We start from the raw sequence: 18,296 nt of genomic DNA on the forward strand, positions 1-18,296 counted from the left end.
GACCCTAGCCCCACCTTCTATACAGAAGCTCACAGTTGTCCCCCCGAGGCGCAATGATGTGGTCATGAGCGACAAGGCGGGTGTGGCGGAGGCGGTCGAGGCGCTGCGGGCGATCGGCTACTACCTGGAGCGGGACCGGCAGCCGACGCACCGGGTGAAGGCGTACCGGCGGGCCGCGGACACGATCGAGGCGCTGCCCGCGGCCGAGGTACGGGCCCGGAAGCGGGCCGGCACATTGACCGAGTTGCCGGGAATCGGGCCGAAGACCGAAGCGGTGATCCTGGAAGCGATGGACGGCGCAACTCCGTCGTACCTGACCAAACTGGAACAAGCCGCTGGTTCGCTGACGGATTCCGGTACTGCGATGCGCGCGGCGCTGCAGGCCGATCTGCATCTGCATTCCGAGTGGTCCGACGGGGGCAGCCCGATCGAGGAGATGGCGCGTACGGCGGCCCGGCTCGGGCACAAGTACATGGCGCTGACCGACCACTCGCCGCGGCTGACCGTCGCCAACGGACTGTCCCGGGAGCGGCGGCTGCAGCAGATCGGGGTCGTCGCCGAGCTGAACAAGAAACTGGCCGACGAGCTGGACGGCTTCACCATCCTGAACGGGATCGAGGTCGACATCCTCGACGACGGCTCGCTCGACTGCGACACGGAGATCTTGGCACGGCTAGACATCGTGGTCGCCAGCGTGCACTCCAAACTGCGGATGGCGTCCGAACCGATGACCGAGCGCATGGTCCGCGCGATCGCGAACCCCCACGTCGACATCCTCGGCCATTGCACCGGCCGCCTGATCACCGGCGGGCGCGGCACCCGCCCGGAGTCCGAATTCGACGCCGAGGTCGTCTTCGAGGCCTGCCGCCAGTTCGGTACGGCGGTCGAGATCAACTCCCGGCCGGAACGCCTGGACCCGCCGAAGCGCCTCCTTTCCCTGGCCGTCGAGACCGGTTGCGTCTTCTCCATCGACACCGACGCCCACGCGCCGGGACAGCTGGACTGGCAACCCTACGGCTGCGAACGAGCCGAAGAATGCGACGTCGCGATCGAAAACGTCATCAACACCTGGGACGCCAAAAAGCTACTGGAGTGGACGAACGCCTAAGAGCACCCATTTTCGCGCTCTCCTGCGTCGGCGCTCACCCGCCCACCCGGTCTCGCCGCTCCTTCGTCGCGGCTCAGATGCTGGCGCCGCGAGCTGGATCATCGGGTGAAGCCCCGCGGCTCGGCGCTCGTGTGTCGAGTGGCGAGGTCGGGCTACTCGCTCGCGTCGACCCGGCCGCCCGGCGTACGGGCACTTCCGGCCGGGGCTCGAATTCCTCCGCGAGGCGAGCGGGGTGTGCGACTACCCGGTGGCGAGCGTGTAGATGTCGGGTAGCGACGGCCAGCGTTCCGAGGCCCAGGTGGACCACGTGGCGTGCTCTGGTGGGGCTGGTGGGAGGTGGGTGCCTCGGAGTTCCTCGTCGTCTGGTGGTTCGAATTGGAGGCGCCATTGGGTGAGTTCTACGTCGCTCATGTGGAACGTCTCGTTCGGTGTGGTGGCGAAGCGGGTGGTGACTCGGCGGCGTTGTTCTTCGTGGTCGATCGGTAGGTAGACCACCTGGCTGTGGGCGCCGATGATGGTGGCGATCCAGCGGAGTGCCGAGCGTTCGTCCTTGCCCCAGAAGCCGAAGTCGAAGACGACGTCGGTGCCGAGTTCGGCCGCGCGCATCCCGAGTTGGATCAACTTCCCCTCGACGAGGTCGCGCTTGTCCGGTGGGTTCTTGTCGCCGAACAGTGCGATCTGCCATTCGTCCGGCGTCAGTCGCAGGGCGGGCGCGCTGAGCTCCAGCTCCTTCGCGCGAGTTGTCTTCCCGGCGCCGGGGAGGCCGACGATCAGGTAGATGGTCGCGGGTTCCAGAGGTGGAAGCATGCGACGAGGATGACGCACAACATCCACCTATTGCCAATAGTTAACAGAACCGGTAACTATTGACACATGGTGGACGATTCGGTTGATCGGTTCTTCGAGGTCCTCGCCGACCCCACGAGGCGGCAGGTGGTGCGGCTGTTGGGCGAGGGTCCGCAGCGGGCCGGTCGGCTGGCGCAGGCGACCGGGACGTCCTCGCCGGCGATGAGCAGGCACTTGCGGATTCTGCTGTCGGCGGGAGTCGTCACCGACGAGCGGCTCGCGGACGACGCCAGAGTGCGCGTGTTCCGCCTGCGCCCTGAGCCGGTGGTCGCAGTACAGGCCTGGCTCGATCAGGTGCAGGCGCACTGGCAGGAGCAGTTGGGGGCGTTCAAGAAGTACGTCGAGCAGACCGGGGAGACATCGTGACGAAGCAGTCCGCATCCGCCTCGGTCGAGGTCGGTGTCGATCCGCTGACCGCGTTCCGGGTCTTCACCGACGACATCGACCTGTGGTGGGTCCGCGGCCCGATCAACTTCTTCGACTCCGCCCGGGCGGTGGGCATGAAGATCGAACCAGGCGTGGGCGGCCGGATCTTGGAGGTCTACCAACCGGCGACCGAGACAACCACCGAAGACGTCCTCGTACTCGGCGAGATCACCGTCTGGGAGCCCGGCGAGCGATTCGCGTATCGCAGCGAAGTGGACGACACCGAGACCCGGATCGACTTCGAAGCGTTCAACGGCGGCACCAGAGTCACCGTCGAACAGACCTTGCGCCAAGGCGGCGAGAAGGCGTTCTACTTCTGGCCGAACGTCATCCACTGGTTCCCGTCCTGGATCGCCCGTCACGACTCCGCACCAGGTGAGCCGCGCGAGCTCGACCGGCTCGCCATCGCCTTGTACTACGAGGATCCCGCCGCGGCCGCGCGTTGGCTGCACACCGTCTTCGGACTGGACTCCTGGGACAAGATCCCCGCCGAAGGCGGGCACCCGGACTGGCTCGAACTCCACGTAGGCCGGCGAGCGATCCTGCTCTTCAAACTCGCAGAGCACCCTGTCAGCGAACGGCCGGTCGACCACGCGATCTGGGTGTACGTCGACGATCTCGACGCGCACTTCACCCGGAGTTCGGCGTACGGCGCGAAGATCGTCGCCGAGATCCACCAGCACGGGTACCGGCGCTACGAGGCGGAGGACCTCGAAGGACATCGGTGGACGTTCGCGCAGGCTCGGCCGACGATGAGTTGACCGGCGAAGTACATACTCGTCGTATGAGTGATCTGGAGAAGGATCCGGACGAGGTCGTCTGCCCGGCGGGTGTGGCCGAGGGGCCGGTGGAGGAGTTGCTGGAGGCTCGGCAGGTGGTGCTCGGGCGGACCACCAAGGTCCGCCGATTGCTGCCGAACAAGAACCGGCGGATGGTCGGCGCCTGGTGCTTCGTCGACCACTACGGCCCGGACGACCTGACCGGCCGGGTCGACTCGTACGACGTACCGGGTGATCGCGGGATGCTCGTGCCACCACACCCGCACACGAGTCTGCAGACCGTCAGCTGGTTGTTCGAGGGCGAGATCGAGCACCGCGACAGCGTCGGCTCGCACGCGATGGTCAGGCCGGGCGAACTCAACATCATGACCGCGGGCAACGGCATCGCGCACTCCGAGGTCTCCCTGCCCAGCGCGCCGCCGACGCTCCATGGCGCGCAGCTCTGGGTCGCGCTGCCCGATTCGGCGCGCACGACCGTTCCGCCCGCGTTCAACGCGTACGCCGATCTGCCGACCCTGGTACTCGACGGCGCCGAGGCGACCGTGATGCTCGGGACGGTTGGGGGAGTCACGTCGCCGGCACCGGCGTACACACCGCTCGTCGGCGCCGACCTCCACATCGAAGCGGGTCGCACCGTCTCGCTCCCGCTGACCGCGGCCTTCGAGTACGCCGTACTCGTGGTGGACGGGTCCCTGCGAGTCGGTGAGCTCTCACCAGGTTTCGGTGAGATGGCCTACCTCGGCAGCGGCCGCGAGTCGGTCGAGCTGACCGCTGCCCCGGACGGTGCCCGCTGCCTGTTGCTCGGCGGCGAACCGTTCGAAGAGGAACTGGTGATGTGGTGGAACTTCATCGGCCGCACGCACGAGGAGGTAGTTGCTGCGCGCAACGACTGGATGGCGGCGATCGATGCTGATGGCAACGACCACTTCCCGATGGTCTCCGGCTACGACGGTGCACCCCTGCCGGCGCCGGCACTTCCTGGTACACGGTTGAAGCCGCGTCCTCGGTCGCGCTGACAGCCTTGGGGAAAACTCCGCTGCTATCGGGGTGATACGTGTTCGGTCTCGGCGTGTCTGTGGATAACATGGCTGGATCTTGATCATCGTCAATCTCCTTGTTTTCAAGGGGATTGACGATTCGGAAACTGTCGGCGGGGGCGTCTAGAGTTGGCTGCATGGAACTCCCGGAGCTGCGGCCGGCCTGCATGATGAGTGGCGAGGAATCGCTCGCCGCTCTCGATGCCCTGCATGCCCAGCTCGCGCTCCTGGAGACCTATCGGCTGGAGCTGCTGGTGCGACTGGACGACACCGGTCACGCCAAGGAGATCCACGCCCACGACACCGCCCGGCTGATCGCCAAACGCCACCGCCGCAACCTCGGCGCAGTACGCCGCGAACTGACCTTCGCCAAGGCCCTACCGAAGTACACGGCAGTCTCCGCCGCTCTACCCGACCCCCACGCCCCCCGCGGCAACGACCCACTGATCCAGTACGCCGAGGCCCCGGCGGCATCCGCCGCTCTACCCGACCCGCACGCGCCACGCGGCAACGACCCATTGATCCAGTACGCCGAGGCCCCGGCGGCATCCGCTGCATTGTCCGACCCCCAAGCACCGCTGGGCGAGGTCGAGGACGCCGAGGCCGCGGCGGCATCCGCCGCTCTGCCCGATCCGCACGCCCCACGCGGCAACGACCCATTGATCCGGTACGCCGAGGCCGCGGCGGCATCCGCTGCACTACCCGACCCCCACGCCCCACGCGGCAACGACCCATTGCTCCAGTACGCCGAGGCCCCAGCGGCGGAGGCGCCGGAATTGTTGCCGGTGTTGCTGCATCCGGCCCAGGCGCAGGCGATCGTCGCGGCTCTCGAGGCGGTGCCGTCGGCTGCGATGGTCCCCGTGGAGGAGCTGGTCGTCGCCGAGGAGCAGATGGTGGAGGCCGCGCGACACCTGGCGCCTTGGGAGCTGGCTCGGCTAGGTCAGCAGGTCCGCGAGGTACTGGACACGGATGGCCTCGAACCGGCCGAGGAAGCGGCGGCGCGGCGAGAGGCGTTCTGGCTGAAGAACGCAGACCAGGGTGTGAAGTTCGGCGGATACCTGTCCAACGAACGGGCCGCGTTACTGCGGACGCTGATCGAGCCCGGCACGCTGCCACGCAAGTCCTTGGACGGTGAGCCCGACCCGCGATCCCGGGAGAAGCGGCAGGCCGACCGATTCAGCGACGTCCTGCAGTCGGCTGCCTCGGCGGGCGAACTCCCCGGAAGCGGCGGCGTCAAACCCCACATCACCGTCACCATGGACCTCGCTGACCTGATCCAGTCCGGCAAGAACGCAACCGGAGACCTGCTGTTCGGCGATTCCCTCTCAGCAGGTGCCGTACGCCGATTGGCCTGCGACGCCGAGATCATCCCGATCGTGCTGGGTACGGAGTCCCAGCCGCTCGACGTCGGCCGGGCGAAACGACTGATCACCCCCGCCATGCGCAAGGCCCTGAACCTGCGCGACAAAGGCTGCGTGGTCTGCGGAGCGCCCCCGATCTACTGCGACGCCCACCACATCGTCTCGTGGCTGGACGGCGGCCCCACCTCGATCGACAACCTCGCCCTCTTCTGCCGAGCCCACCACACCGACGTAGACCACGGCCACTACACCGTCACCATCACCAACGGCACAGTTCACGTATCCCGCCCGACCTGGGCCGACCCACCCCCACCCCGCCATCCGGCCGGCCTCCACCATGGTCCGAACGTCTGGGACGACTCGGACGCAAAGCCCTGCCCTGACACAGAAGCAAAGACACCCGTGTCGAGCGAACGAGTTGATGCCACCGGCAAGCACCTTCGCCCGGTCCGCGCCTACCCACTCGTCAACGATCCACCACCCCTGATCGCACCCCCGGACTTCGCCCCCTGGGGCCCCGAAAACCTCAACACCGGATAGCACCACGAACCCCCACCGAACCAAACTCCTGGTCCCGGAGGGCTCCGAAGCCTGCAAACTTGGCCAGGTTTGGAGGGTTCCGGAGCCTGCAAACCTTGGCCAGGTTTTGCCCTGCGTCCAGGCCTCGGCCGTGTCCGAGCCGCGACGGTCTGCGGACTTCGCGTCGGGTGGGTGCTGCCTGCCGGTGTACAGATCTGGCGTCGGCGGGATGCTCTTATGGCGATGGCGATGGCGATGGCGATGGCGATGGCGATGGCGATGGCGATGGTGCGGGGACGGGCTGGTCGAGCCGCACCCGCACGGTACGAAGGGTGATTCCCGCTGCAGCCGCTTGAACCGTCGACCCGCAGCGGTGCTGGTCTGCGGTCTGCGGTGCTCGTCGGCTGGGTGCTGACTGGAGCGGTCTGCGGACTTCGTGTCGGCCTGGCGGTCTGTGGGTGCGGGGGCGGGGTCGTGGGTGGTGGCTTGGTGGTGGTTGCTGGTTTTGATGGTGGTTGCGGGGGTGGGTTCTGGGGTGGGGTTAGGGGGCCGCTGTTGGGGTGGGGTGTTGGGGGGTGGGTGGGATGGAGGGGGTTGTCGTGCGGCGGCGGTAGTAGGCGTAGGTGAGGATTAGGAGCGCTGGGCCCCAGAGGTTGAGTGGGGCGTAGCAGGTGATCATGAGGGCGGCGGCTGTGTCGGAGGAGAACGGGATGAAGTCGCCGGTGAAGCCGCTGCGGAAGGCGTACGACCAGAGGGCGATCAGGGCGAGGCTGCCGAGCGTCGCGGGGATGATGGCGGCGTACGGGGCGACGCGGCGGCCGCCTAGCCAGGGGATCCAGCGGGGGACCACCTCGCCCCAAGGGCGGACCATGCCGAAGGCGGTCAGGGCGACTGCTTCGGAGAAGAGGGTCAGGCAGACGACGTAGAGGTGTTCGCCGAAGCCGTGCAGGTGGGCGGGATGGCCGGCGTCGTCGAGCATGCCCATCGAGGAGCCGGCGACCAGGCCGAGTCGCCAAAGACCCGACGGGAGGACGAGGAACGGAATCACGTGCGCGAGGCGGTCGGCCCAGCGTGGTACCGGATGCTCAGTGCTAGTCACGTACCGAGCATCTCGATCTACCGAGCCCAGATCCTCACCCCACAGCGGGATCCGGCTCCCTCCCAAGGCTGATCATGCCGCGCACGCATGGAATCCACCCGCAGAAGGCATTGGACGCAGAAAGGCTCGGACGAAGAGCCTGAAAGGCATGCAACCCAGCTTCGGCATCCTTCACGACTTCCGTCAACCGCTGCCGCACCGAGAATCCATGACCCGGTACTACGCCGACTGCCTCGAAGAGGTAACGGTCGCCGAGGAAGTCGGCTTCGAGACCATCTGGATGCCGGAGCACCATCTCGCGGCAGACGGGATGTTGCCCTCCCCGCTGGTGATGGCGGCGGCGGTCGCCGCGCGGACGCAGCGGATCCGGATCGGGACCAGCATCCTCGTCCTCCCGCTGCACCACCCGCTCCGGATCGCGGAAGACGCCGCGGTGGTCGACCTGATCTCCGGCGGCCGATTGGTCCTCGGCATCGGCCAGGGTTACGCGGCGGAGGAGTTCGCCGCATTCGGGGTCGAGCGCCGGCACCGTGCCCACCTGCTCGAGGAAGGCATCGCAGTACTGCGTCAAGCCTGGTCAGAAGCGCCCGATGTCCAAGGCAATCAGGTGACTCCCAAGCCCGAGCGCCCGATCCCGCTGTTCATCGGCGGAGTCACCAAGGCCGGACTCGAACGCGCAGCCCGGCTCGGCGACGGCGTGATCGTGTACTGCGCGACGCCGGCCGACCTGCTCGCGCGGCGCCGCTTGCTCGACGAGCTGAAGATCGACCTCCCACTGGTCTGCACGAGCATCCTGCACGTCGCGCCGGACGCAGACCAGGCGTGGGCCGAAGCCGAGCCCGGAATCGCTTACCTGGAAGGACAACTCGCGCAGTACGCCGGCCAGGAGAAGCAGCCGAAACTGAACCGCGACGACTATCTCGTCGGTACTCCGGCCGAGGTCGCCGGCCGATTGATCGCGCTTGCCCGTGAGTTGCGGTTCAGCCAGTTCGCGCACTGGGCCAGGTTGCCCGGGCTCGCCCATACCCGCGCCTCAGAGACCCTCCGACTGATCGCAGCCGAGGTGATCCCGCCCGTCCTCAGTGCGCTGCGGTAGCGGGAGTCTCGTCGTGCACGTCGGCGTGGCGGCGGATCCACGGCGCCAGGAAGTAGAGGACCAACGCGAAGGCGATGGTCACGGCGGCGAGCCAGCCGAAGTACGCCGTGTCCGAGATGCCCGCGGTCGCCTGGACCACCTGGGCGGTGATCGCCTGGCCGGCTGACGGGGCGAGGAACCACAGCGCCATCATCTGGCTGGTGAACGCCTTCGGCGCGAGCATCGTGGTCGCTGCGAGGCCGACCGGGGAGAGGAACAACTCGCCGAGGGTCTGGATCACGTAGACCAGCACCAGCCACAGCGGCGAGGCCAGGTCCTTCCCCGAGATCGACGACGCCAGCGACATCACCGCGAACGAGATGCCGGCCAGCAGCAGCCCGGTGGCGAACTTCTGGCCGATACTCGGTCCGCGATCGCCGAGCTTGATCCAGATCACGGCGAAGATCGGCGCCAGCACGATGATGCTGAACGGGTTGACCGACTGGAAGAACTCCGGCGAGATCGAGATGCCGAACAGGTTCAGGTCGGTCCGGTCCGCGGCGAACGTGGTCAGCGTCGTCGCGGCCTGTTCGAACAGCATGAAGAACAGCATCGCGGCGATGAAGAGCGGGATGTACGCCCGGACGCGGCGGCGTTCGGTCGGCGTGACCAACGGGCTGCGGAGCAGCATGGTGAAGTACGCGATCGGCGCCAGGAAGCACAGGTAGGAGATCGCGTCCACCACCGGCTTCGGGCCGACGCCGCCGGAACGCCAGGCGGACAAGGCGAACACGACGATCAGCAGCGCGGCGACCGCGGCGGAGATCTTCAGCATCGTCGGCCGGTCGTCGGCGGTGAGCGGGTTCGGCGGGGTGTCGCCGCGGCCGTGCAGAGTCCGCCGCCCGAGCACATAAGCGACCAGCGCCAGCGTCATCCCGACCGCGGCGGCCGCGAACGCGACGTGGAACCCGAACTCGCGGCGCAGGAACCCGACCACGAACGGCGCCGAGAACGAGCCGATGTTGATGCCCATGTAGAAGATCGAGAACGCCGAGTCGCGCCGGGTGTCGTCCTTGGCGTAAAGGGTCCCGACCATCGTGGACACGTTCGGCTTGAGCAATCCGGTGCCGAGGGCAACCAAAGCGATCCCGGCGTACGCCATGCCCTCGACCGGCAGCGCCAGACAGATGTGGCCGGTGACGATCACGCCACCGCCGTACAGGACGGTACGGCGGGCGCCGATCACCCGGTCGGCCAGCCAGCCGCCGAGGACGGAGAGCAGGTAGACCGAGGCGCCGTAGATCGAGACCACGGCCTGGCCGAGCGACTCGCCGAGGCCGAGGCCGTGCGCCTTGTCGGTCAGGTACAGCAGCAGGATCGCGCGCATCCCGTAGTAGCTGAAGCGCTCCCACAGTTCGGTGGTGAACAGCGTCATCAACCCGCGCGGATGCCCGAAGAAGGTCTTCTCCCCGGCCGTTGCCTGTTGCGTTCCGGACACGCTCGACTACTCCCTGTCCATCGAAAACCGATCCTGCCGACCGTAGTTGGTTGGAAACCCCAACCACCAATCGGGGGTGTCGAAAGTCAGCAGGGCTCGCCAGGTAGACCAATGGCGACAGCGTGGTGGGCGGGGCCGACGTGGTCCACCCCGGTCCGTTCCGGCCGTTACGCCGGCCGGTGTCCGGCGCGTATCTTCGCGGCGATCGCACGTCGCTACGGGCAGTGGAGGCATCGTCATGGCCGAGTACCTCAAGACCGGATGGCCGCAGCGGGTCGAGCGGCAGCAGGAGGTGATCGACACGGTCAGCCGGATCCTGTCCGAGGTGGAGCGCGAAGGGCTGCCGGCCATCCGGCGCTGGTCGGTGCAACTCGACGGCTGGGATCCGCAGTCGTTCGTCGTACCGGCCGACGAGATCAAGGCTGCTGTCGTCGATGAGGAGCTCGCTGAGCAGCTGGAGTTCGCTCGCAGTCAGGTCGAGGGGTTCGCCCGGGCCCAGCGCGCGACGATGACCGACCTCGAAATCGAGACTATGCCGGGGGTCGTACTGGGCCATCGGCACGTGCCGATCGCGAAGGTGGGCTCGTATTCGCCCGGCGGCCGGTATCCGTTGATCGCGTCCTCGATCATGACCGTCACCGTGCCGAAGGTGGCCGGGGTGGACACGGTCGTCGCGGTCGCGCCGCCCCGGGACGGCCGCGGCATCTACGGTCCCCAGCTCTTCACGATGAACCTGGCCGGCGCCGACGTCATCGTGTGCCTGGGCGGCGTACAGGCCTTTGCTGCGTTGGCCTTCGGCGTCGAGGAGGTCGAACCGGTCGACCTGGTGGTCGGTGCCGGGAACGCGTACGTCGCGGAGGCGAAGCGGCAACTGTTCGGCAGGGTCGGCATCGACTTGCTGGCCGGGCCGACCGAGGTCGCGGTGATCGCGGACGAGTCGGCCGATCCTCGCCTGGTGGCAGCCGATCTGCTCGGGCAGGCCGAACACGGCTTCAACAGCCCGGCCCTGTTGATCACGACGTCGCAGGACTTCGGTACGGCGGTGATCGCCGAGGTCGAGCGCTGGCTGGCAGGGGACTGGCCGACCGTCGAGGTCGCCGGCGGGGCCTGGCGCGAACACGGCACGGTCGTGGTGTGCTCGTCGCGCGAGGAGGTCGTCGAGATCTCGGATTCGTACGCTCCGGAGCATCTGGAGATCCAGACCAGCCAGGACGACTGGTACGCCGAGCACCTCCGCAACTACGGCTCCCTCTTCATCGGCCCGGAGGCAACCGTCGCCTTCTCCGACAAATCGATCGGCACCAACCATGTCCTTCCGACCGGCCGGGCCGGCCGCTACACCGGCGGTTTGTGGGTCGGCAAGTTCCTGAAAACGGTCACCTACCAGCGACTCACGACCGACGGTGCCCGCACGATCGCCCCGTCAACCGCGGCGATCGCCGACGCCGAGCTGATGTTCGGCCACGCCCTCACCGCCCGCCTGCGGATGGAGTGAACCCGCCGCGCCATGTGGTCCACTCCTCGTCGTGGGGTTACCACACTGCTGGAACAATGGGGTAACCCCACAAGGGAGAGTGAAGCCCGCTTACCGTCGGATCAGAGGTCGATCCAGTAGCGGCGGGTCAGGCCGAGCCAGGTGTCGCGGACGTCCTCCAGTACGCCGCCGTTGCGCTCGATCGTGCGGGCCGAGGCGAGGTTGTCGTCGTCGCAGGTGACCAGCACGCGGTCCAGACCGCTCGCCCGAGCCCGGTCGAGCACCTGGCCGAGCGCCCACGTCGCCAGACCGCGACCTCTGGCCGACGGACGTACGCCGTACCCGATGTGCCCGCCGCCGTCGAGCAGGCGCTCGTTCAGCTCGTACCGCAGCGTGATCGCACCGGCGTACTCACCGTCGTCGACGATCCACCAGTACGACGCGGGCACCCGGCCCGGCTCGACCACCGCGTCACGTTGCCGCCGCAGCCGCTCGATCCAGCGGACGAATCCCTCGACGGTGCCGACCTGGTCGTCCTCCTGCAGACCGGACCCGTGCTGGGTCTCCGATCCCCACTCGGCCGCCGACTTCAACCAGGAGTCCCGCAGCGAAAGGGTCGGCTCGATCAATTCAGGCATGGGTTCAGGCTAGGTCTGTCCGCGCTCCGGTCTCACCTTGTTTTTCACTGCTGGGCACTAGAGGAGATCGTGTTCGCGGGCGTACGCGACCGCCGCCGTACGGGACGGCACGTCGAGTTTGGCGAAGATGTTGGACATGTGTCGCGCCACGGTCTTGTCGCTGAGCACGAGCTGCTGGGCGGTCGCGGTATTGCTGTTGCCAGCGGCAACCAGTCGCAGAACTTCGAGTTCGCGCTGGGTCAGGCCACCGAGCGCGTTCCGGCCGAGCAGCTTCTCGACCTCTTGGCGGCTCGCCGCGGCACCCAGCTCGTCGAAGCTCCGGAGCGCGGCACCCAGCTCGCGGGTCGCGGAGTCGTCGTCACCCAGTTCCCGGAACGCCTTGCCGACCAGCACTCTGCTCCGAGCCACCTCGTACGGCGCTTGCAAGGTGCCCCATAACTGCATCGCCTGCCTGGCCTGCGGGAGTGCGCGATCGGGGTCACCGGCGGCGACGGCGACCAGCGCGGCGCAGTACGCGGCCATCGCGCGCAGGCCGCTGCAGCCGAAGCTCTCCGAAATCTTTGCCAGCTCGGCCGCCGCCGCTTCGGCCTCGTCGCCGCTGCCGGTGGCGACGAGGATCTCGACCGCCGCGGGGAGGAGCCGGGATCGTTGCACCAGGCCCGCATTCTCGGCCAGCAGCCGCCGTACTGCCGCAGACGCCGCAGGTAGCCGGCCGCGAGCGAGCCAGAGCAGCGCGAGTCCGGGCTGGGGTTCGTAGCCGAACCCCGAGGCCTGCTCGTAGCACTTCTCGGCCTGGGCATAGGCGCCGCGGATCCGCAGTACGTCGCCTGCCTCACTCATCGCCAACCCGGCAGCGCCCTGGATCCCCGAGGCCGCATAGCGGCGGCAGGCCGCTTCGAACTCCTCCAGCGCCTCCTCGAATGCTCCGCGCAGGCGCAAGATCTGGCCGCGGTGCACCGCGCACTGCCCGGTGAAGGGGACCAGCCCGTGCTGGCTGTCGCACCAGCGGGTCAGGCCAGTCGTCCAGGCGGAGGCGCGGCCGAAATCGAGCACCTCCTGGCAGGCCTCGATCATCGCGCAGTAGACGTTGCCCGCGAAGATCGGCGACAGTTCACCGGCGGCGACCGCGACCATCGCCTCGTCCAGCAGCGCGAGTCCTTCTGGCACCTGGCCGGCGTACATCATGGTCCGGCCCTGGCAGACCAGGCCCTCGGCCAGCAGATCTGGTTCAGCGTGCCGGCGGCCGAGTTCGGTGATCTCGGCCGCGACCCGCACCGCGCCCGGGAAGTTCTGCTGGTCGAGGTGCCGGAAGAAGTCGTGGATCAGCAGGTAGCCGCGTTCGACCACGTCGGCGGGCTGGTCCGCGAGCAGCCGCTGGGCCCGGGCCGACCAGCCGCCGGCCACCGCCACCTCGCCGCGAACGCTGAGGACCAGCCCGAGCCAGAAAGCGAAGCGGACGGCGCGCAGGGTGTCGCCACCGTCGACAGCGACCTGATAACCACGCTGCAGCGCCCTGACGCACGCGTCGTCGTCGCCGGCCAGGTACGCCGCCGTGCCCAGCTTCAGCAGGTCGTCGGGGCCGAGGTCGGCCACCACTGCCAGCTGGTCGTAGGCAGTGGCCCAGTCCCGCTGTTCGAACGCCCTGCGTGCCTGCTCGAGGTCGTCGACGATGCCCATCGCGTAGCCCCCTTCCCGCCGAGGATACGCGCGGACGAGCGTCACGCGGCAGCGGCAGAACGGATCGCTCCCGAGCGGGCCACGATGCGCTCGGCAACGTATTTCGCGTCCCGGCCCACGCCCGGCAGGGTCATCGAGGCGAAGGCGAACTGGAAGCACAGGCCGCAGAAGAACAGGCCAGGTGCGCCGGCGGCGACCCCGCGCATTTCCTCCGGCCACCCGTCCGGACCGAACACCGGCAGGTCGATCCAGTCGAACACCTGCCGGAATCCGGTGCTCCAGACGACGTTGGCGACGTCCAGCACCCGTCCGTCGTCCAGCATCGGCCGCCCGTTGCTGACCCCGGTGACCCGGTGGTGGACCCGCTCGACCCCGCGCGCGAGCAGGTCCTCCCGCTTCACCCTGAGCATCGGGCCGCCGTGGTAGCGCAGTTCCCGCATCTCCTTGCGGCCCATCGGTGTACGCCGGGTCAGCAGGTGCCTGCCGACGAAGAGGAAGACCGGGAAGAAGAGCCGGGCCCCCTTCTTCTCCAGCCGCACCGGGATCTGGCCGGGGTCGCGGCCGCAGAGCACGGTCGGGTGGGTCATGGCGGTCTCGTAGGCGATGTCGGTGCCGGAGTGTGATCCGCCGACCACGAGAACGGGTCCATCCTTCAACTGCCCGGGACGCCGGTACTCGCTGGAGTGGAGTTGGCGGATCGCGGGATCGAGATCCACGGCGTACTCCGGTACGTACGGCGTACGGCCGAAGGTTCCGGTGGCAACGACGACGTTCCTGGCGAGGATCTGGTCGTCGCCGATGGTGACGACGTACCCGTCCTCGGCCGCTTCGACCCGGTCCACCCGGGTGCTGGTCCGCACCGGCAGGTCGAAGCGGGCGGCGTAGGACTCCAGGTAGTCGGCGACCTCGTCCTTACCGGGGTACGACCAGCGGTCGCCGGGGAAGGGCAGACCCGGCAGGCCGTCGTACTTCCTCGGCGTGTACAGCCGAAGGGTGTCCCACTGCGCCCGCCAGTTGTCCCCCAGCCGGGCGTTCCCGTCCAGGATGACGAACTCCCGGTCCAGCTTCCGCAGGTGATAGCCGGTCGACAGGCCGGCTTGGCCAGCTCCGATGATGACAGTCTCAATGCTCTCGGTATTCATGCGATTGACGGTAGGAGCCGCACATCCCCGTCCGCGTCGACTGAATTACCCATCCTGCTACTCATCGTCTGCGTCATTTGTCGCAAACGACGAAGGGCCGTCCACCGAATCGATGGACGGCCCTTCGCGGCACTACGTCAGGCTCCGGCGCCCTCTTGCTTGACGCCGGCGACCGCGGTCGGGTCGTCGATGCGGTACTTGCGGGCGGCCTCGGCGGCTACCTCGCGCTTGACGTCACCGCGCTTGGCCAGGATCTCCAGCGTGGCGACGACGATCGACTCGGCGTCCACGTGGAAGTGGCGGCGGGCAGCGGCCCGGGTGTCGGCCAGACCCCAGCCGTCGGTCCCGAGCGAGGTGTAGTCGTTCGGCACCCAGCGGGAGATCTGGTCCTGCACCGCGCGCATGAAGTCGCTGACCGCGACGACCGGGCCCTTGGTGTCCTTCAACTGCTGGGTGATGAACGGCACCCGCTCGTCCTCGTCGGGGTGGAGCAGGTTGTGCTCCTCCGCGGCGATCGCGTCGCGACGCAGCTCGTTCCACGAGGTGACCGACCAGATGTCGGCGGCCACGGAGTACTCCTCGGCGAGGATCTGCTGGGCCTTGCGGACCCACGGCAGCGCCACGCCGGACGCGAGCAACTGCACCCGCGGTACGTCGTCGCCCTCGGCCGTCTCGTATTCGTTGAAGCGGTACATGCCCTTGAGCAGGGCCGCGACGTCGAGGTTCTCCGGCTCGGCCGGCTGCGGAACCGGCTCGTTGTAGACGGTCAGGTAGTAGAAGACGTCCTCACCGAAGGGCTTCTTCTCGTCCAGCCCGTAGCCGTACATCCGGCGCAGGCCGTCCTTGACGATGTGCGCGACCTCGTAGGCGAACCCAGGGTCGTAGTGCACCGCGGCCGGGTTCGACGAGGCGAGCAGCGGCGAGTGCCCGTCGGCGTGCTGGAGACCCTCACCGGTCAGCGTCGTACGGCCCGCGGTGGCGCCGATCAGAAAGCCGCGGCCGAGCTGGTCGCCGAGCGCCCAGAGCTGGTCGCCGGTGCGCTGGAACCCGAACATCGAGTAGAAGATGTAGAACGGGATCATCGGCTCGCCGTGCGTCGCGTACGCCGTACCGGCAGCGATCATCGAGCCCATCGCGCCGGCCTCGCTGATGCCCTCGTGCAGCAGCTGGCCCTTCTCGGACTCCTTGTACGACAGCAGCAGGTTGCGGTCGACCGCCTCGTAGGTCTGCCCGTGCGGCGAGTAGATCTTCGCCGTCGGGAACATCGAGTCCATCCCGAAGGTCCGGTACTCGTCCGGGGCGATCGGGACGATCCGGTGCCCGATCTCCGGGTCCTTCATCAGGTCGCGGAAGAGCCGGACGAGCGCCATCGTGGTCGCCACCGGGGTCTTGTCGCTGCCCTTGCTGAGCGGCTTGTAGACGGCGTCGCCAGGAAGCTTCAGCGTCTTCGGCCGGACCCGGCGCTCGGGCAGGAAGCCGCCGAGCTGCTTGCGCCGCTCCATCATGTACTGGTGCTCCGGCGAGTCCGTGCCGGGGTGGAAGTACGGCGGGTTGTAGGCGTCCTCGAGGTCCTTGTCGTCGATCGGCAGGTAGAGCCGGTCGCGGAAGGCCTTCAGGTCGTCCGAGGTCAGCTTCTTCATCTGGTGGGTCGCGTTGCGGCCCTCCAGCGCCTCGATCGTCCAGCCCTTGATCGTCTGGGCCAGGATCACGGTCGGCTGGCCGACGTGCTCGGTGGCGTTCTTGAACGCGGCGTACACCTTGCGGTAGTCGTGACCGCCGCGGGGCAGCTTGCGCAGGTCCTCGTCGGACAGGTTGCGGACCATTGCCTGCAGCCGCTGGTCGCCGCCGAAGAAGTTGTTCCGGATGTAGTCGCCGGACTCCACCGAGTAGGTCTGGAACTGGCCGTCGGGGGTGGTGTTCATCTTGTTCACCAGGACGCCGTCGTGGTCCTGCGCCAGCAGCGCGTCCCACTCGCGGCCCCAGATCACCTTGATGACGTTCCAGCCCGCACCGCGGAAGAACGCCTCCAGCTCCTGGATCACCTTGCCGTTGCCGCGGACCGGGCCGTCCAGCTGCTGCAGGTTGCAGTTGATCACGAAGGTGAGGTTGTCCAGCTCCTCGCGGGCGGCCAGGCCGATCGCGCCGAGCGACTCCGGCTCGCCCATCTCGCCGTCACCGAGGAACGCCCAGACGTGCTGCTGGCTGGTGTCCTTGATGCCGCGGTGGTGCAGGTACCGGTTGAAGCGGGCCTGGTAGATCGAGTCCAGCGCCGCGAGCCCCATCGAGACCGTCGGGTACTCCCAGAAGTCCGGCATCAGCCGCGGATGCGGGTACGACGACAGGCCCTTGTGCGCGCCCCGGGAGACCTCCTGGCGGAAGCCGTCGAGCTGGTCGGCGCTGAGCCGGCCCTCGAGGAAGGCGCGCGCGTACATCCCGGGGGAGGCGTGACCCTGGATGAAGATCTGGTCACCGCCACCGGGGTGATCCTTGCCGCGGAAGAAGTGGTTGAAACCGACCTCGTACAGGCTGGCCGCGGACTGGTAGGTGGCGATGTGACCGCCGACCTCGAGGCCCTTGCGGTTGGCCTTGCTGACCATCACCGCGGCGTTCCACCGGATGAAGGCCCGGATCCGCCGCTCGATGTGCTCGTCACCGGGGAACCACGGCTCCCGCTCGGGCGGGATCGAGTTGATGTAGTCGGTACTGCGCAGCGCGGGCACCCCGACCTGTCGCTCCCGGGCCCGCTCGATCAGCTTGAGCATCAGGTAGCGCGCCCGGCCCTTGCCGCGTTCGTCCAGCACGGCGTCGAGCGATTCGACCCATTCACGAGTTTCGTCGGGGTCGATGTCGGGGAGCTGGGTCGGCATCCCCTCGGTGATGATGGCTGGTGGTTCGTGTCCGGAAGCCACGGTGTCCTGCCGTTCTCTCTAGGTCGGTCCTCCCGGCAATCCTGTCACCTGTTCGGAATGCGTTCTACTTTGCATCCACAACGATGCACTTTCCGGCCGCCGGGGCCGGGTCGCAGCGGACACGGAACGTCCACGGCACGCGCATACCGGACACGTCACGGAACCCTCGTGCATACTTGCGCGACGCGGTAGGCCACGATGGACTACTGCTACTGACGCCTACCCCCGCGAAGGTGGGGACGACGGAGGAGGACACGTGAGCGCGACCGCGGACCACGCGGACGGCAAGAGCGGCGAGCCCAACATCGCTGCCCGGCTCGGTTTGGAGACCGGCTGGGTCGTGCAGGAGCTCGGCTACGACGACGACTGCGACGAGGACTTCCGCGACGCCATCCAGGAACTGACCGGTGAGCAGTTCGCCGGCGAAGACACCGACGAGGTGGTCGACGCCGTCCTGCTGTGGTTCCGGGAGGACGACGGTGACCTGGTGGATGCCCTCTTCGACGTGCTGACCGATCTGAAGGCCGGCGGCGTGGTCTGGCTGATGACCCCGAAGGTCGGCCGCGAGGGCTACGTCGACGCCAGCGAGATCGCCGAAGCCGCACCGACCGCCGGACTGTCCACGACCAGCAGCCTGAGCCCGACCGAGGACTGGTCGGCCACCAAGCTGATGATGCCGAAGTCGCCCCGGGTCAAGAAGTGATCCGC

16 protein-coding genes are annotated in these 18,296 nt (G+C 68.0%); 9 read left to right on the top strand and 7 right to left on the bottom strand.

Annotated elements, in window-relative coordinates:
- Positions 1–64 precede the first annotated feature (64 nt).
- Entirely contained in the window at positions 65–1,108 is a 1,044-nt protein-coding gene (locus tag DIZ26_RS00365; protein WP_112236552.1) for a PHP domain-containing protein, read from the top strand.
- A 240-nt stretch (positions 1,109–1,348) separates the two neighbouring features.
- Here the strand turns inward: DIZ26_RS00365 and DIZ26_RS00370 are convergent, their stop codons facing one another.
- Entirely contained in the window at positions 1,349–1,915 is a 567-nt protein-coding gene (locus DIZ26_RS00370) for an AAA family ATPase (RefSeq protein WP_112236553.1), read from the bottom strand.
- Between the two features lie 66 nt (positions 1,916–1,981).
- Here DIZ26_RS00370 and DIZ26_RS00375 point away from each other — a divergent pair, with 66 nt between their 5' ends.
- The 5 genes from DIZ26_RS00375 (at position 1,982) to DIZ26_RS37235 (ending at position 6,412) form a co-directional block, all read left to right on the top strand.
- Positions 1,982–2,320, top strand: a complete 339-nt coding sequence (locus DIZ26_RS00375) for an ArsR/SmtB family transcription factor (RefSeq protein ID WP_112236554.1) — start codon at positions 1,982–1,984, stop codon at positions 2,318–2,320.
- The gene (locus DIZ26_RS00380; RefSeq protein WP_112236555.1) at positions 2,317–3,141 is read left to right on the top strand and encodes a VOC family protein; all 825 of its coding nucleotides are present in this window, start codon (positions 2,317–2,319) and stop codon (positions 3,139–3,141) included. The genes DIZ26_RS00375 and DIZ26_RS00380 overlap by 4 nt, the downstream gene beginning before the upstream one ends.
- Positions 3,142–3,164: 23 nt before the next feature.
- The gene (locus DIZ26_RS00385) at positions 3,165–4,175 is read left to right on the top strand and encodes a pirin family protein (protein WP_112236556.1); all 1,011 of its coding nucleotides are present in this window, start codon (positions 3,165–3,167) and stop codon (positions 4,173–4,175) included.
- 158 nt (positions 4,176–4,333) lie between these two features.
- The gene (locus DIZ26_RS00390) at positions 4,334–6,097 is read left to right on the top strand and encodes an HNH endonuclease (protein WP_232828055.1); all 1,764 of its coding nucleotides are present in this window, start codon (positions 4,334–4,336) and stop codon (positions 6,095–6,097) included.
- Positions 6,098–6,268: 171 nt separating this feature from the next.
- Entirely contained in the window at positions 6,269–6,412 is a 144-nt protein-coding gene (locus tag DIZ26_RS37235) for a hypothetical protein (protein WP_157979515.1), read from the top strand.
- A 205-nt stretch (positions 6,413–6,617) separates the two neighbouring features.
- Here the strand turns inward: DIZ26_RS37235 and DIZ26_RS00395 are convergent, their stop codons facing one another.
- Positions 6,618–7,175 (bottom strand): hypothetical protein, encoded by a 558-nt coding sequence (locus DIZ26_RS00395; RefSeq protein ID WP_112236597.1) that lies wholly within the window; start codon positions 7,173–7,175, stop codon positions 6,618–6,620.
- Between the two features lie 148 nt (positions 7,176–7,323).
- Between DIZ26_RS00395 and DIZ26_RS00400 the strand changes: the two genes are divergently transcribed.
- Positions 7,324–8,271 carry an LLM class flavin-dependent oxidoreductase gene (locus tag DIZ26_RS00400; RefSeq protein WP_157979516.1) on the top strand — a complete coding sequence of 316 codons (948 nt, stop codon included), beginning with the start codon at positions 7,324–7,326 and terminating at the stop codon, positions 8,269–8,271.
- Here the strand turns inward: DIZ26_RS00400 and DIZ26_RS00405 are convergent.
- A complete protein-coding gene (locus DIZ26_RS00405) occupies positions 8,255–9,748 on the bottom strand; it encodes a peptide MFS transporter (RefSeq protein WP_112236558.1) in 1,494 nt (497 codons plus the stop codon). The genes DIZ26_RS00400 and DIZ26_RS00405 overlap by 17 nt on opposite strands.
- Positions 9,749–9,986: 238 nt before the next feature.
- On the opposite strand from DIZ26_RS00405, the gene hisD reads away from it, so the two are divergent.
- Complete coding sequence (gene hisD / locus DIZ26_RS00410) at positions 9,987–11,243, top strand: histidinol dehydrogenase (RefSeq protein ID WP_112236559.1); 1,257 nt, start codon at positions 9,987–9,989, stop codon at positions 11,241–11,243.
- Positions 11,244–11,344: 101 nt separating this feature from the next.
- Here hisD and DIZ26_RS00415 read toward each other — a convergent pair whose 3' ends face one another.
- The 4 genes from DIZ26_RS00415 to aceE all read right to left on the bottom strand — a co-directional run bounded on the left by DIZ26_RS00415 (position 11,345) and on the right by aceE (position 17,546).
- Entirely contained in the window at positions 11,345–11,860 is a 516-nt protein-coding gene (locus DIZ26_RS00415; protein WP_112236560.1) for a GNAT family N-acetyltransferase, read from the bottom strand.
- Positions 11,861–11,917: 57 nt separating this feature from the next.
- Complete coding sequence (locus DIZ26_RS00420; RefSeq protein ID WP_112236561.1) at positions 11,918–13,537, bottom strand: helix-turn-helix transcriptional regulator; 1,620 nt, start codon at positions 13,535–13,537, stop codon at positions 11,918–11,920.
- A gap of 41 nt (positions 13,538–13,578) precedes the next feature.
- The gene (locus DIZ26_RS00425; RefSeq protein WP_112236562.1) at positions 13,579–14,679 is read right to left on the bottom strand and encodes a flavin-containing monooxygenase; all 1,101 of its coding nucleotides are present in this window, start codon (positions 14,677–14,679) and stop codon (positions 13,579–13,581) included.
- 137 nt (positions 14,680–14,816) lie between these two features.
- Positions 14,817–17,546 (bottom strand): pyruvate dehydrogenase (acetyl-transferring), homodimeric type, encoded by a 2,730-nt coding sequence (gene aceE / locus DIZ26_RS00430; RefSeq protein WP_232828058.1) that lies wholly within the window; start codon positions 17,544–17,546, stop codon positions 14,817–14,819.
- Between the two features lie 298 nt (positions 17,547–17,844).
- Between aceE and DIZ26_RS00435 the strand changes: the two genes are divergently transcribed.
- Positions 17,845–18,291, top strand: a complete 447-nt coding sequence (locus DIZ26_RS00435) for a DUF3052 domain-containing protein (RefSeq protein ID WP_112236564.1) — start codon at positions 17,845–17,847, stop codon at positions 18,289–18,291.
- Positions 18,292–18,296 lie beyond the last annotated feature (5 nt).

Source organism: Kribbella monticola, from assembly GCF_003261635.1.
Classification (GTDB): Bacteria; Actinomycetota; Actinomycetes; order Propionibacteriales; family Kribbellaceae; genus Kribbella; species Kribbella monticola.